The 14,135-nt window shown below is 50.9% G+C and carries 11 protein-coding genes; 5 read left to right on the forward strand and 6 right to left on the reverse strand.

Features of this window, described 5'->3' with window-relative positions:
• Positions 1-4: 4 nt before the first annotated feature.
• The 4 genes from ACQE32_RS13200 to ACQE32_RS13215 all read right to left on the reverse strand — a co-directional run bounded on the left by ACQE32_RS13200 (position 5) and on the right by ACQE32_RS13215 (position 5,467).
• Positions 5-1,414: a sucrose-6-phosphate hydrolase gene (locus ACQE32_RS13200; RefSeq protein WP_427021912.1), complete on the reverse strand. Its 1,410-nt coding sequence runs from the start codon at positions 1,412-1,414 to the stop codon at positions 5-7.
• Positions 1,411-2,784: a sucrose-specific PTS transporter subunit IIBC gene (locus ACQE32_RS13205; protein WP_250651048.1), complete on the reverse strand. Its 1,374-nt coding sequence runs from the start codon at positions 2,782-2,784 to the stop codon at positions 1,411-1,413. The genes ACQE32_RS13200 and ACQE32_RS13205 overlap by 4 nt, the downstream gene beginning before the upstream one ends.
• Positions 2,785-2,816: 32 nt before the next feature.
• A complete protein-coding gene (locus tag ACQE32_RS13210) occupies positions 2,817-4,313 on the reverse strand; it encodes a carbohydrate porin (RefSeq protein ID WP_427022039.1) in 1,497 nt (498 codons plus the stop codon).
• 242 nt (positions 4,314-4,555) lie between these two features.
• Positions 4,556-5,467, reverse strand: coding sequence for an aminoimidazole riboside kinase (locus ACQE32_RS13215; RefSeq protein ID WP_427021913.1), 912 nt, complete (start codon positions 5,465-5,467; stop codon positions 4,556-4,558).
• Between the two features lie 373 nt (positions 5,468-5,840).
• Here ACQE32_RS13215 and ACQE32_RS13220 point away from each other — a divergent pair, with 373 nt between their 5' ends.
• From ACQE32_RS13220 to ACQE32_RS13230, 3 genes are all read left to right on the forward strand, one after another.
• Positions 5,841-7,388 carry a methyl-accepting chemotaxis protein gene (locus tag ACQE32_RS13220; RefSeq protein ID WP_427021914.1) on the forward strand — a complete coding sequence of 516 codons (1,548 nt, stop codon included), beginning with the start codon at positions 5,841-5,843 and terminating at the stop codon, positions 7,386-7,388.
• A gap of 144 nt (positions 7,389-7,532) precedes the next feature.
• The gene (locus tag ACQE32_RS13225; RefSeq protein ID WP_426981921.1) at positions 7,533-8,360 is read left to right on the forward strand and encodes an AraC family ligand binding domain-containing protein; all 828 of its coding nucleotides are present in this window, start codon (positions 7,533-7,535) and stop codon (positions 8,358-8,360) included.
• A gap of 113 nt (positions 8,361-8,473) precedes the next feature.
• On the forward strand, positions 8,474-9,439 hold the full coding sequence (locus tag ACQE32_RS13230) for a DMT family transporter (protein ID WP_426973148.1): 966 nt from the start codon (positions 8,474-8,476) through the stop codon (positions 9,437-9,439).
• A gap of 918 nt (positions 9,440-10,357) precedes the next feature.
• On the opposite strand, the gene ACQE32_RS13235 is transcribed toward ACQE32_RS13230, so the two are convergent.
• Entirely contained in the window at positions 10,358-10,756 is a 399-nt protein-coding gene (locus tag ACQE32_RS13235; protein WP_085069697.1) for a transposase, read from the reverse strand.
• 531 nt (positions 10,757-11,287) lie between these two features.
• Here ACQE32_RS13235 and ACQE32_RS13240 point away from each other — a divergent pair.
• On the forward strand, positions 11,288-12,544 hold the full coding sequence (locus tag ACQE32_RS13240) for an oligosaccharide flippase family protein (protein ID WP_426973150.1): 1,257 nt from the start codon (positions 11,288-11,290) through the stop codon (positions 12,542-12,544).
• Positions 12,545-12,551: 7 nt separating this feature from the next.
• The gene (locus ACQE32_RS13245; RefSeq protein ID WP_426973151.1) at positions 12,552-13,508 is read left to right on the forward strand and encodes an ATP-grasp fold amidoligase family protein; all 957 of its coding nucleotides are present in this window, start codon (positions 12,552-12,554) and stop codon (positions 13,506-13,508) included.
• Between the two features lie 68 nt (positions 13,509-13,576).
• Here ACQE32_RS13245 and ACQE32_RS13250 read toward each other — a convergent pair whose 3' ends face one another.
• On the reverse strand, positions 13,577-13,858 hold the full coding sequence (locus tag ACQE32_RS13250; RefSeq protein ID WP_085069703.1) for a YjcB family protein: 282 nt from the start codon (positions 13,856-13,858) through the stop codon (positions 13,577-13,579).
• Positions 13,859-14,135 lie beyond the last annotated feature (277 nt).

Here is a 14,135-nt window from a genome sequence, read left to right on the forward strand (position 1 = left end):
GCGGTTATACTATCACGCCCGCTTCCAGTCGCCAGTAATGCAGCCTGACATTCGTCTCGCCTTCCAGCCGCAACTGCGGCGTCACCGTGGGAAAATAGCGGCTGGACATCACCGCCTCACCATCGTTGATAAAAATCTCAATGCTGGAACGGTCGCAAAAAATATGCAGACGGGCAGGGCTGCCGTGCCAGTAACGATGCTCTTCAACGCCGCTACGCGGGTTGCGCCGCGACAGTTGTAGTTCTTCTCCATTCCAGCTCAAGCGGAGCGCATCAGCGAAATGCAGCGTTAGCGCGCCCTCTGGCTGCATCAGCAATTCGGCGCTGCTGATATCAAGCAGCTCCAGCTGTTGCGCTGCGCCCTGTAATGTCAGCGGTGAATGGCGCAGCTGCTGCAGCTCACGCGCCGGGCGTTGCCGCAGGCTGCCCTGTTCCAGCGTCAGCTCGCGTGGGCAGGTCATTTGATGGATCCAGCCGTAAGCGATGGTGGGCTGATAAAACTCATCGCCATCGGGAATGCCCATCCAGCCAAACAGCAGCCTTCTTCCGTCGCTGCTGGCGGTGGTTTGCGGAGCATAAAACTCAAAGCCAAGGTCGAGTTCATGGAAGTCGCCATGCGGGAAACGGGCGTGCTGATAATCCAGTTCACCAATAAAATAGCCGCTCTGAAAGGTATTGAGCCAGCGTTTCTGCTGAGGTGCCAGTCCCTGCGGGCAGGTAATCAGGATATCGCGCTCGCCCAGACGGAAGAGATCCGGGCACTCCCACATATAGCCAAAATCGCCCAGCCCATTAAGCTGGCTGCCGGCGATTTCGCCCAGCAGTTGCCAGCTATGCAGATCTTCACTGCGCAGCAGCAGCACTTTGCCTTCGCTTGCCAGGTTTTGCGCGCCCAGTACCATGTACCACTGCCCGTCGTCATGCCGCCACACTTTCGGGTCACGCACATGGCCGCTGTAACCCTCAGGCAGAGCCAGAACCGGGCCCAGCTTACGACAACTGCCGTCTTCTTCCAGCGTGGCCAGGCACTGCCAGGCGGTGCGGCCTTCCGCAAACTTGACGTTGCCGGTATAGATCAGCGTCAGCACGCCATCATTATCTACCGCAGAACCCGAGTAACAGCCGTGGCTTTCATACTCTTCTGACGGCACCAGCGCGATCGGCTCATGCTGCCAGTGGACCAAATCGGCGGAACGCCAGTGGCCCCAAAATTTTGCGCCGTGTGCGCAGGCCAGCGGATTCCATTGATAAAAAAGATGAAAATCGCCATCAAACTGAATAAAGCCGTTTGGGTCATTCAGCAGGCCCACCGATGGCGCCAGATGCCAGGCCGGGCGATGAGGATCCTGAGCGGCGCGGAGCTGTCCCTGCATCAGCGCCTTTACGGTTTGTTTCAGAAGTGCCGCCTCTTTCATGCGTTGGCCTCAACTTTATATTTCAGCATCAGGGAGAGCAGGAAGCCGATGCCAAAGGCGATCGCCATACCGATAATGTAGTTCACCAGCGAGCTGGCCTGCACAATGGCCATGCCCGGCAGCGCCGTCAGCCCAACCGCCGTCATATTAACGTGACTAATTACCACCCAGGCTCCTGCCGCCGCACCGCCAACGATACCGGCAATAAAGGGTTTCATATAACGCAGATTCACGCCGAAAATGGCCGCTTCAGTAATGCCAAGCATGCCGGAAAAAGCGGAAGGCAGCACAATACTGCGCACCTTAACATCGCGGGTTTTAAACCAGACTGCCAGACAGGCGCCCGCCTGTGCCACATTGGCCATCGACCAGATCGGCAAAAGGAAGTTAACGCCGATTGAGGGATTGCCCAACAGGCCCGCTTCAATGGCATGGAAGCTGTGATGAATACCGGTGACCACAATCACGGAATAGAGACCGCCGAACAGCAACCCTGCCAGCCAGCCCGCATGAGCGATCAGCGTACTCAGCACCAGAGATATGCCATCGCCCAGCGCCCGTCCCGCCGGACCAATGATCAGCATGGCGACAAAACCGGAAATGATTACCGTCAGGAACGGCGTCAGAATAATATCCAGCGCGTCCGGAATAACCCGACGCAGACGCTTCTCCAGCAGGCTCATAAACCAGACGGCCAGCAGCACCGGGAATACCGTGCCCTGATAGCCGATCATTGCCACATCCAGACCGAAAAAATCCATGGTTTTAAAACCGCCCGCCACGCCCCAGGCGTTGGTCAGCGCCGGATGGGTAAGAATCCCGCCCAGCGTTGCGCCAAGATAAGGGTTGCCGCCAAATTCGCGTGCGGCGGTAAAGCCAATCAGGATCGGTAGAATGATAAAGGCCGCCGAACTGAACATATCCAGCATGACAAACAGTGCGCTGTCAGGATTGACCCAGCCGTAGGTCTTCATCATGCCGAGCAGGCCCATCAGCACGCCCGATGCGACAATCGCCGGGATAATCGGCACAAAAATGTTCGACAGCAGTCGGGCGACGCGCTGCGCCGGATTGAGTTTTTGCGTTGCTGCCTGCGCCGTTTCGCCTTTGCTGGCTTCGCTGATGCCTGCCGCCTGAATAAAGGCGGCATAAACCTTATTCACCACGCCGGTGCCGAAAATAATCTGCATTTGTCCGGCATTACGAAAGCAGCCCTTTACGCCATCCAGTTTATCGATAGCATCTTTATCTGCCTTAGCGTCATCCACCAGTACCAGACGCAGACGCGTAGCGCAGTGCGCGGCCGATGCAATATTTTCCCTGCCGCCCAATAGCGGTAAAAGCTGCTGCGCAACCTTATTAAAATCCATACTGCCCCCTGTCAGGTTATTTTTGTCTGGTGTCAGAACCAGGTTTCCATCTGCACGCCAATATTCCACTCGCCGCCGGAAGAGAAGCCGCTGCTGCCAAAGGCGTCGTCGCTGGCATAGTTATCCAGCGAGCTATCCCAGTTCATCCAGCTGGCGAAAAAACGAATTTCCGGTCGGGTAAAGAAGTCGCCGATATCGCCGACCTTGAACGTTGGTGCCAGCGTCAGCTTGTAAAAGCTACCGCTAACGCTCTGACGGTTTTTAAAGCCCTGCGGATCAAGATCCATATATTGATAGCTGCCCTCCCAGGCCAACGCGAAGTTCTGGTTAATTTCCTGGATAAAGCGGGCATTAAACGTCAGCCAGCGATAGTCATCGCCCCGCACATAGCGATCGCGACTTTGCTGAGCCAGTAGCGCCGGGGCGAAGCTCCAGGTGTTATTAATCGCGGTGGTACCGTAGCTGGCCAGACGCCAGGTGTTGGCGTTTTGCGTCAGGTTGCCATCCGAACCAATGCCTTTTACCTCCGCGCCCAGACCGTGGCCGTACAGCAGAGCGCTTTTAGCCTGACCGGCGCGCAGCCCGTAAAAGCTATCGTTGTGCAACGCCGCCATGACATGAAAACCGCTATCACCGGCATTGTCATTGCGAACGCCATTATTGACGCGCTCTTCATTGTCTTTGGCGCGCAGCCCGCTGAGCATAAACTGGAACGGTCCGACAAAATTATTGGCGGTTACGATATAGTTTTGGATGGTGTTATCCACCGTTTCAATATCGCCAAAGTTGCGGCCGTAAAGAGAAAAGTTGCTGCGTACCCGATCGTTCCAGCGCACGTCATAAATTCCGCCGCCGGTTCCGGCAAGAAACACCACATCCGAGTCCAGCCAGTGAATATCAAAGTTATCGCGATCGAAGCGCTTGCCCGCCCATAGCGTGCTGTTATGGAACGCGCCGGTAAAGGTCGGCAGGCTGCCTAACTCAACAAAAGCCTGACGCAGATTCAGACTGCTGGTATCTGCCGTCCAGTCGTTGTAGCTCTGCTGACCATCTGCCAGCATCGCTTTAAAGCGGGTTGTAGCGCCGTTAGCCAGGCGGGTTTTATGTTCCAGGTTAAGTTCGACATAGGTGTTATTTTCATTGCCGAGTCTCCCTATCGCACCGCCGGTTTCGCCTGCTGGCGTCAGATAGGGACCGCTCTGCGTGCTGGTGGCCGCATCATTCATGATCAGGCCGGATCGTGCATAGCCGTGAAATTCAAAACCTTCGGCGATCTCTGGCGTTTGCGTCGGCGCGTCTGGCACGGCAGCAGTGGTCATTGGCGATGAAGAAAGCGATGGCACGGCAGCTGAGGACGCAGAAGCGGCGTGCACAGGGTTCGCTGCGGCTGGCGGCGCAGTGTTCGTCAAGGCTACCGGCTGAGACTTGTCACGCTGTTGTTCTATTCCGGCAACGCGCAGTTCTGCCTGGCGGGCGCGTTTTTCAGCATCGGCCGCGCGCTGTTCAGCAGCCTGCAGACGCGCTTCCATGGCGGCAAGACGAGTGGCAAGCTGATCTACGCTGGTATCGGCAAAGGCTAACGGCGTGGTGATCAGGGTAAAAGCAGCAACACCAGCCAAAGGGGTCAAGATGTTCAATTAGGCTATTCTCCAGAGGATTAACAACTTTGCTAAACCGGTTCGACAGGAGGATATTGAAATTGGATCCAGTAGATCAATAAAACTTGCTAACCCGGTTTAGTAATTGTGACCGGGCCAGCAATTTTCTGTTTTTAGTGGGGATCCTGATAAGGCAGGGCGGTCATTGCACCGCGTGCCGTCGTCGCCAGTGCGCCACAGCGTTGGGCGCTGGCGATCGCCTGCGGAAGCTCAACAGGTGAAAGGGGGTTAGGATCGCGGATCAAAGCGGCCAGCAGACCGGCAACAAACGCATCGCCTGCACCGGTAGTATCAACTACTTTAACCTGCGGGGCTGAATAGTGGCTCAGTTCGCCGTTCTGCCAGAGCGTCACGCCTGCCTTGCCCTGGGTAACCAACAGCAGAGCGGGACGATAATGCGCGCTGAAGCGGGTAATGCCGTCATGCAGCTCGTTGCTGTCGGTGAGAAAATAAAGCTCTTCCAGTGAAAGCTTTATCACATCTGCTTTCAGCAGCGCCTGAGCGACAACGTCGCGCATTTCCTGTGGATCTGACCAGAGGTCTTCCCGTAGGTTAGGATCGAAACTCACCCAGCCGCCAGCCTGCTGGATACCATCGATGGCACTGAAAGCTGCGCTGCGTGATGGCTCGGCGCTGAGGGCAATCGAACAAAGATGCAGACCTTCGCCTTTCTGAAACACAGGAAGATCCGCCGGGGTCAAAAACAGATCGGCGCTCGGGCGTACCATAAAGGTAAAAGTGCGTTCGCCTTCTTCGTCCAGGCCGACCAGCACCGTTGAGGTGCGTTGGTCCGGCAGCGCACGCATATAACCAGTATCCACATTTTCCTGCTGAAGCGTTTTCCGCAGTAGCTGGCCAAAGGGATCCTCTCCTGTGCAGCCAATAAAGGCGCTGTTTCCGCCCAGTCGGGCGATGCCGACCGCCACATTTGCCGGCGCGCCGCCAGGACAGACTATCAAACGCTGCTCGCCTTCCGGCAGCAGATCCACTACGGCGTCACCCAATACCCAGATACGTTTTGTCATCGCTTCCTCTTAGCTAATCATGCTAAACCGATTTAGCTAATCATGGCACATTTTTCAATGCGGGTGATAGCCCTGCGTAAACGAGCTTTAAAGGAAAAGAATTGCGGAGCGCCAGCCAGCACGGCCTGCATACGGGTAATTCTGGCTGCCTGCGCATCACCGGGCAGAGCTGTTGCGAATGATGCCTGCGGGAACAGGCGCGCGGCGGATAGCGCCCGGCACGCCGTATAAGTTACGTTTAAGGTTTTCGTGCGAAGGATCAATGAAAAGCTCAATAAAAAGTGAAAAACAGTGCTTTGCGCGCATGAACATATAAGAAATTTCTGACTATGGCCGATAAAGAGGGCACCGGTTTTATTCAGAGATCCCTTTAATGACCATCAAACGCTCTTCACTTATTATTCTGATCGCCTTACTGGCAATTTTTCTGTTCAGTTCCGTGACTAACGCTTTCCTGTTTGTGCGCAGCAATAACTCGCTCGACAGTGTGAACAAGGAAATCCGCGTGGTGTTGTCCATCATCGATCCTATCAACCACAGCCGTAACCTCCGTGTGCATCTGATGGAGTATATGAAGCAGCTGGAGAAAGGCGATATTGAGAGTGCCAACGCCAGAATGGCGGGTGTGGAAACGCTGGTGCAAAAAATGGATGAGGCCTTTGCCGCCTATGTAAAAGCGCCGCGTCTGAAAGATGAAGATGTGCTGCTGGCTGAGTATCAGCGTGCCTGGCTGGCCTATAAGCAACAGGGAATCGAACCGCTGATCGCCGCAGCGCATAGCGGCGACCAGGCCGGATTCACCAGTCAGCTCACCCAGGTGGCTAAACTGGACCGCCAGTATGAAATTGCGCTGGATCAGGTGCTGGCGTTGCACGAAGCCTACGCGAAACAGCTCAACGCTACCGCTCAGCAGAACTTTAACTTCTCGGTGATCATGCTGGTACTGTTTGCCGTGGTGTTTGTTTTCATTATTGGCCTGATCTATTTCCTGTTGAAAAAATACCTGCTTGATTCACTGCTGGCAGCGAAAGAGCAGTGCAGCAAAATTGCCGAGGGGCAGTTACAGCATACCGTGCCGGTTAGCGCGACCTCACGCACTGAAATTTCTGAAGTGATGCGCTCTATTGAGCAGATGCGTCTGGCATTGATTCAGATCATTAGCCAGGTACGTGACTCTTGTCACTCCGTAGCCAACGCGTCGCAGGAAATTGCCGTTGGTAATATCGATCTCTCTTCGCGTACTGAGCAACAGGCGTCAGCGCTGACACAAACCGCAGCCAGCATGGAAGAGCTGAGTGCAACGGTAAAACAGAATACCGATAACGTTTATCAGGCAACGCGCCTGACGCAGGAAGCGGTAAAAGCGGCTCAAAGCGGTAACGAAGTCTCGAAAGCGGTGATTACTACCATGAGCGGCATCACACAGAGCTCACGGAAAATCGAAGAGATCACCACCGTGATTAACAGCATCGCCTTCCAAACCAACATTTTGGCATTGAACGCTGCGGTAGAAGCGGCGCGAGCCGGGGAGCAGGGACGGGGCTTCGCGGTAGTGGCCGGTGAAGTGCGCAATCTGGCAAGCCGTAGCGCCGCCGCCGCGCGCGAAATCGAAGAGTTGATTAAAGATTCCGTTACCAGTATCAGCCAGGGATCGCAGCAGGTTACCAAAACCGGCGAAGCGATCGCGAATATCATCGATTCCGTTACGCGCGTTAACGCACTGATGCAGGAGGTTTCTACCGCGTCCGACGAGCAGAGCCGTGGCATTATGCAGATTGAACAGGCGGTAACAGAGATGGATGGCGTGACGCAGCAAAACGCCGCGCTAGTGCAGGAATCTGCTTCTGCGGCTTCTTCACTGGAAGAACAGGTTAACTACCTGAAAAATACCGTTTCGGCGTTCCAGCTACCCGCGCATTAATCAGGCCAACAAGGGCGATAACGTCGCGTCGCCCTTTTCCAACCTGTTTCACAGAAATTGCTGGCAGAGCATAGCCATCTTTTGCGTTATTCACACGCAACTGCCATGCTCTGCTTTCTCTCTTTTTTCTCTCAGGAGTTTAGTGTGCAGGGTGTGCCGCAACAGTTTCCCAGTGAAAAGGATCGCGCCCAGTTTCTTCAGCTTAGCGAGCTGCCCGGCGTTGAACTTTATCAGGCGCATATATCACGCTATGCCTTTGAGCCTCATACCCATGAAGCGTTTGGGATCGGCGCGATTGATTTCGGCGCGGAGCGCTTTCGTTATCGCGGCGCCAGCCATATTGCGGCGGCGCAATCGCTGGTAATGATGAATCCGGACGAACTCCATACCGGCGAATCGCTGGGAGAAGAGGGCTGGCGTTACCGTATGATCTATATCGATCCTGAAACGCTGGAGACGCTGACGGGCGAGCGCGGCTGGTGGTTTACCGAGGTAGTAAAAGAGGAGCCTTTGATTGCTTGCCAGCTTTCGCAGGCGATAGCCGCATTGTGGCGGGCGCCTGATGCACTGACCGCTCACGGTCAGATGCTACAGATTGTGGATCTGTTCCGGCCTTACGCCCGTATTGCGGATAAAGCACCGCAGGAGAAAATGCACCGTTTTGATAAGGTGCGCGACTATTTGCGTGCCAGCTATGCCCAGTCGGTCACCCTGGCGGAACTGGCTGAACTGGTTTCGCTCAGTCCTTATCATTTTTTGCGTCAGTTTAAATATCACTTTCATGTTACGCCGCACCAGATGCTGATGGCCTTTCGTCTGTTTGAGGCCAAGCGCCTGTTGGCGCAGGGTTACAGCGCCGCCGATGTTGCTCTTGGCGTGGGGTTAACCGATCAGGCGCATCTGACACGCGCGTTTGCTCATCGCTATGGCATAACCCCCGTTCGCTACCAGAAGCAGATAGCTGGCCGTTAAAAGTCGTCGACCAGCGCCAGTGATCCTCTCCTGCGCCGATCGCAATCTCCTACAATATTTTCCGCTCAACCTACGCCACAATGGCCGCTCATATACTTGTTAATGAGACAGCTATGCTTGCAGGAGTACTTTTTGCGCTGGCCGCTGGCCTGCTATGGGGCCTGATTTTTGTTAGCCCGCTACTGGTGCCGGAATATCCCGCCACAATGCTTTCCGCCGGCCGCTATCTGGCCTTTGGAATGATCGCTCTGGCGTTAGCCTGGCACGACCGGCACCGTTTGAAACGGTTATCACGCGGCGACTGGGCAGAAGCTTTCCGTCTGACGCTGATAGGCAATCTTCTTTATTACAGCTGTCTCGCCGCCGCTATTCAGCGTACCGGCGCACCCGTATCAACCATGCTGATCGGAACACTGCCGGTAGTAATAACCATCACTTCAAACCTGTTATATGGTGGTCAGGAGGGGCGCTTAGCCTGGGGTAAGCTAATGCCTGCACTGCTACTGATCGTTGTCGGTTTAGTCTGCGTGAATGTGGCTGAGTTACGCGGCGCGGCGCAACACATTGAATGGGCCAGTTATCTGAGCGGTATTGCCCTGGCGGTTATGGCGGTGATCTGTTGGACCTGGTATCCGCTGCGCAACGCCCGTTGGCTACGCGCTAACCCCGATAAAAAACCGGGGACCTGGGCTACGGCACAGGGCGTGGCAACGCTGCCGCTGGCACTACTGGCCTGGCTGCTGGTAGCCCTGATGATGAACTGGACTATGCCAGGTTTTGCTCTGCCTTTCGGCCCCCGGCCAGAGGTCTTTATTCCTCTGATGCTGGCGATTGGGCTGTTTTGCTCATGGATTGGGGCGCTGTGCTGGAATGAAGCCTGTCAGCGTTTGCCGACGGTGCTGGTTGGGCCGCTTATCGTTTTCGAAACGCTGGCGGGGCTGGCCTATACTTTCATGCTGCGCCAGAGCTGGCCACCGCTGCTCACGCTAATGGGAATTGCCTGTTTAATTATTGGCGTATTGATTGCTATTCGCATTAAACCTGAGCCAATAGTCGCACCGTTGGATATTTCCCCATAATTTACTTAGAAAAAGCGTCCGGTTTAAATAGCTGACCAGGCGCTTTTAAGAAAACCCTCAACGGCTTTTCACCGTTTTTGTTTTGATTTGCGTTAAGTGGCAACGTTTACGTAAAAAAAGCCCGTCCGGGAAATAAAATTTTTGCTGAAAGGGAGCTAATATTGCAGTAGATAAAAATTGGCCCTGATATTAAGATAATACTTAACCTGATAACGGCGGTAACCTGGGTCATTTCTCAACTAACTATCTGATTGTCTTGCCATAAGTGCCCCCTCCTGCGCTATCGGATTTTTCGCTAAAACGTTTCAACCCAGACGCATAAATGTCAAAGTTTACTACTGTATCGCTAATGTGTTGCACATCACATTATGGTAAAAATCGCGATCCAAACATTGCTTGAGTTGCCCTCAACAAGCAGAGCGGTAAACAAAGATCCTCTTACAAAAATCATTAGAAACCTGAAAGTGAAAACGGTTAAGACCATCTTTTGAACGCATTGCAACGTGATAATCATTAACTGTGCTTAATGACTTTACGGCGATCCTATTGTGAGTAGGGTACGGCAAGCAGATAAATCAGACCCCGATTTGCCATAAAAGGCATGGACAAACCGATACAGATTTATCTGGAAAGTATAAGGCAGATTGAAGCGAAATGGACCGTTACAGAGAAGACTATTAAAAGGGCTGAAGTGCTTCCCGGCCGCCTTTCCTGCATAAGTAAAGAAAGGTAAGCCGGGAAATACCTGAAATAAAGGGTTTTAATGTGAGTGTGATAAAAGAAAGCCTAAAAAACAATCGTGCCCAAACTGAAATAGTTCAGGAAAAAATGGTACGAATGGCTTGTTCTTAAAATTTTAATTAATTTCACACATCTTTGCTTATCAGATTTATCCTGAGCGTAGGCATTATTATTTAATCAGTGATTATCACACTGCCCGGAAGGATAGTGATAAACGCTACGGCTAATATCAAGCAGGCGGCAGCTACGGCGTGTACCTATCTCGAAAGTATCCTGTAAATAATTAACTGCTTGCCGCTTATCATTAGTCGTAAAGAAGTTTTTGACCACGCTTTGCAGCATCGCTTTATCAGAACTCAGAATTTGCAGTTCCCGGTTTAGTGCCTGCAGTCTCTCCTCTAACTCTTTGATTTTTCTACCTTCCTCGGAAGATAGCCCAGCGTACTTCTTCTTCCAGCTATAAAAGGTCGCTTCAGAAATCCCCAAATCTTCACAGATATCTTTGACCTTAACGCCACACTCAGAAGCTTTAATCGCGTTGGTGATTTGCTCTTCGGTGTATCGTGACTTTCTCATAAATGCTGTTACCTTTCTAATCAATTAATGGATGAGAAAAGCTGCAATAATAAATGGATCTAATCCCCTGGAATATTAAAGCAGCGTTTTAAAGTGCGCGATTTGAATGGCAAGCAATAAGTTAAGTTATCCTGTAGAAATATCATCATGGGATTTCTCTTATTTTATCTTTGGCTTAAACCCATACCTTTCTCAGCACCCAGTTTTGTTATAAATTCACTTCCCGTCAGGTGAACGATTTTGACAATGCTGGCACTCCACTGGAAACTTGCGTAACGGTAAATTTGTGCCAGGGTAGCTTTCAAAAAATAATTTTTATGAAATCGTTTACACAAAATTGAAAAGACCATTTTTTACCAGATAGCCTATGAGAAAAATCTCATGAAAAGGCAAGTAACCGTTATTTAGATAACCGGTAGTGGAATGTGGTTTTTAATCTTGTGCCGCCAGAGTTCACTGTGCGTAATTGTACGTTTAAAACACGGACGTCTTTTTCATATGTGAGAAGTGAGAAATACAAAGGATGCGTCGATGAAATACAGTGTGATGTCCAACGCCGCCTGGATGATATCTGAAAAATTTGTTTCCATATTTGGCGTAATTTTTGTCACGTCTTATGTAGCAAAATCTTTTGGACCCACGGTATTTGGTCAGATGTCTTTTTCAACATCGCTGTTCTCAGTGGTGCAAACTATTGCAATTTTTGGCACTGAAACCCTTCTGTTCAAGCGCATCAGTAAAAGCGCACAGAAAGGGATGCGTCTGATGACCATCGCCAAAAAGCTGCGTTTGGCTTTACTGTTGCTGCTTTCCTTGCCGCTTTTGGTTTGGATGTACTACCACATGCGCGAGAACTATCTCGCCTTTGCGTTGGCTTCGTTTGTAGCGGCGCTGTTTGTTACGCAGGACACCTTTAGCGTTTTTAACAATGCCCAGCTGGCGTCGCGCTTTAATACGATTGCCAACACCGTGGGCATGTTGCTGGGCTTTGCTATTAGCTTTAGCGTTGCCTGGCTAAAGTTGAGCCCGCTGTGGTTGACCTTGTCTATTGTCGCCGTCACGCTGGTACCATACATGATTAAACGGTATAGCTTTTATCAGCGTTACAGTGATGAAGAACCGCCGCCAGGTAAAAGCGGCAGTTATCTGCGTTACTTAATATATGCCGGACTGCCTTTAGCGATTTCGAGCATATTTATTTCAATTCAGATAAAAATGGCGCAATTCTTCCTGGTCAGCGTAGGGACTGCAAGGGATGTTGGGTTATTTAACGCAGCGAATATCATTTCTGCATCATGGATATTTATTCCTGCGGCAATTATTACCTCAAGCTTTACTGAAATATTCAGAGAGCAGTCAGAGAAGGCGTTAAAGCTGACTGCACGGTTGAATGGCTATGTCATGGTTATTTCACTATTGATGCTGCTTATCGTATCCCTTTACGGTGAGAAGATCATTATTACCCTGTATGGGGAAGATTACACACAATCAGGAAGTATCGTTACGTTGTTGTCATTAGCAACTTGCTTTTCGTCAATGGGGACGGTCGCATATCGTTATATGGTCAAAGAAGGAGGTTTTAATTATCTGTTGAAGAAAATTCTCTGTCTGATGTTAATCAGCATACCGCTGGCATGGTTATTAATTACCTGTTTTGGTTTGGTTGGCGCAGCCTGGAGCGTTTTAATCACAGAAATTCTGTCCCTGACCGTAATGAATTACTTCTTTAAGCATGGCGTCATTCGCAAGATCCACGTTTCCTCACTCAACTACAAAACTTACAAATGAGGTTAAAATGTCTAAGTTTAAAGATGAATTAAGAAGAAGCGTTCTTTATTTTGTTAAGAAAATGCCGTGGGCATATCAGGACCGCATTCACTATTTTCGTAAATTTAAAAGACTACCCAACATCCGTGAACCCAAGCTGTTTAATGAGAAGGTTCTGTATCGTAAGTTTGTCAACGGCGACTATGCCCGTTACGGCAAACTCTCCGATAAGTTCACGGTACGCGATTATATTGCTGAAGCGATTGGCGAAGAGTATTTGATCCCACTGGTGCATGAAACCAGCGATCCGACGACGCTGCTGAGCTTGCCTGGCCTGAAGAACACGGTGGTTAAGCCTAACCATGGTTCTAACATGGTAGAAATTTTGTTAGAAGAGCCTGATAGCCTGCAAAAGCAGCTGATCATTAATCGTTGCCAGGAATGGCTGCGTAAAGACTTTTCTGAAGAAGCGCGCGAAATTCATTACCGTTATATTAAGCCGCGCATTCTGGTTGAGCAGTATATCGGCGATGGGAAAAGTGCGCCGATCGATTATAAGTTCCACATGTTCAATAAAAAGGACGGTAATTTTGAATATGTGCTGCAGGTGATCTACAACCGCAGCAATCCGGCGTTGTCGATGAACTTTTACGTTAACAACCTAAAAGAAGCCTGGTACAAAATTCGCGATACGGGTCTTGACCTTAATGGAGTGATGCCGAAGCTGGAGCACGCATTAGCGTTAAGTAAAACCCTGGCGAAAGATTTCGATTATGTTCGTGTGGACTGGTATATCCATGAAGAGCAGGTGTGGTTTGGCGAATTAACCTTTACGCCAGGCGCAGGATTGGTTACCGGCCTCGACCGTGGACTGAATCGGATGATGGGTGAAATGTGGTTGCAGGATCATATCACGCAGCCAACGCCAGGCGCTTCGCCGGATGTGACCGACGTAACGCTGCCGGCGATACTAAAAAAAGTATAGTGGTGTTCGGCTGGGTGAATAATAAAAAAAGCGAGCCAGCAAGCTCGCTTTTTTTATCAGGCAATTAATCAGGGCATCGGCCATGCAGGTGGCGTCTGGCTCATGATATTAATAAATGCCTCTTTGGTGATGTTCAGGAAATTATTGAAATTTTCCATACTGAACGTCATCCCCAATAGACCAGCAACAAACCAGCAGGTCAGGCCCACGCCAATGCCGCTAAAAACAAAGGCCATTACCGGATGGCTTGTCTGACGACATTTTGTTTTAAAAGTGCTGGCGAAAAACATTAGTACGGCGCTCAGCAATTCCCAACGCATTACAACAAGGCTGGCGGTAAGCGTAGCCATAATATGCAACCCCTGTGTCTTATCAACCCTGACGCCTGGAAGGAAAAGACAGCGATAAAGATGTCAGGAAGTCTTTATCGGTCATAAACGTAGAGTACTAAAGTGTGACTTGGGTCACATTATAACACTAGATTTTAAAATTTGAACAAAATTTACACCGGCAAAAACGGCTGTTAGCCGTTTAAAAATTAATCGCAGACCAGCACAAAGCGGCGCTCCAGGATGAGTCCTAATCAGACACATTACCGACGAGCAAAAAGAATATAACTAATTGTTT

It is taken from the genome of Pantoea sp. FN0302 (assembly GCF_050113775.1).
Classification (GTDB): domain Bacteria; phylum Pseudomonadota; class Gammaproteobacteria; order Enterobacterales; family Enterobacteriaceae; genus Mixta; species Mixta alhagi.

Bases quoted from the DNA above. Each gene is read 5' to 3' on its own strand.
- ACQE32_RS13200 (WP_427021912.1), bottom strand. From the start codon at position 1,414: ATGAAAGAGGCGGCACTTCTGAAACAAACCGTAAAGGCGCTGATGCAG.
- ACQE32_RS13205 (WP_250651048.1), bottom strand. From the start codon at position 2,784: ATGGATTTTAATAAGGTTGCGCAGCAGCTTTTACCGCTATTGGGCGGC.
- ACQE32_RS13210 (WP_427022039.1), bottom strand. From the start codon at position 4,313: ATGGAAGCGCGTCTGCAGGCTGCTGAACAGCGCGCGGCCGATGCTGAA.
- ACQE32_RS13215 (WP_427021913.1), bottom strand. From the start codon at position 5,467: ATGACAAAACGTATCTGGGTATTGGGTGACGCCGTAGTGGATCTGCTG.
- ACQE32_RS13220 (WP_427021914.1), top strand. From the start codon at position 5,841: ATGACCATCAAACGCTCTTCACTTATTATTCTGATCGCCTTACTGGCA.
- ACQE32_RS13230 (WP_426973148.1), top strand. From the start codon at position 8,474: ATGCTTGCAGGAGTACTTTTTGCGCTGGCCGCTGGCCTGCTATGGGGC.
- ACQE32_RS13235 (WP_085069697.1), bottom strand. From the start codon at position 10,756: ATGAGAAAGTCACGATACACCGAAGAGCAAATCACCAACGCGATTAAA.
- ACQE32_RS13240 (WP_426973150.1), top strand. From the start codon at position 11,288: ATGAAATACAGTGTGATGTCCAACGCCGCCTGGATGATATCTGAAAAA.
- ACQE32_RS13245 (WP_426973151.1), top strand. From the start codon at position 12,552: ATGTCTAAGTTTAAAGATGAATTAAGAAGAAGCGTTCTTTATTTTGTT.
- ACQE32_RS13250 (WP_085069703.1), bottom strand. From the start codon at position 13,858: ATGGCTACGCTTACCGCCAGCCTTGTTGTAATGCGTTGGGAATTGCTG.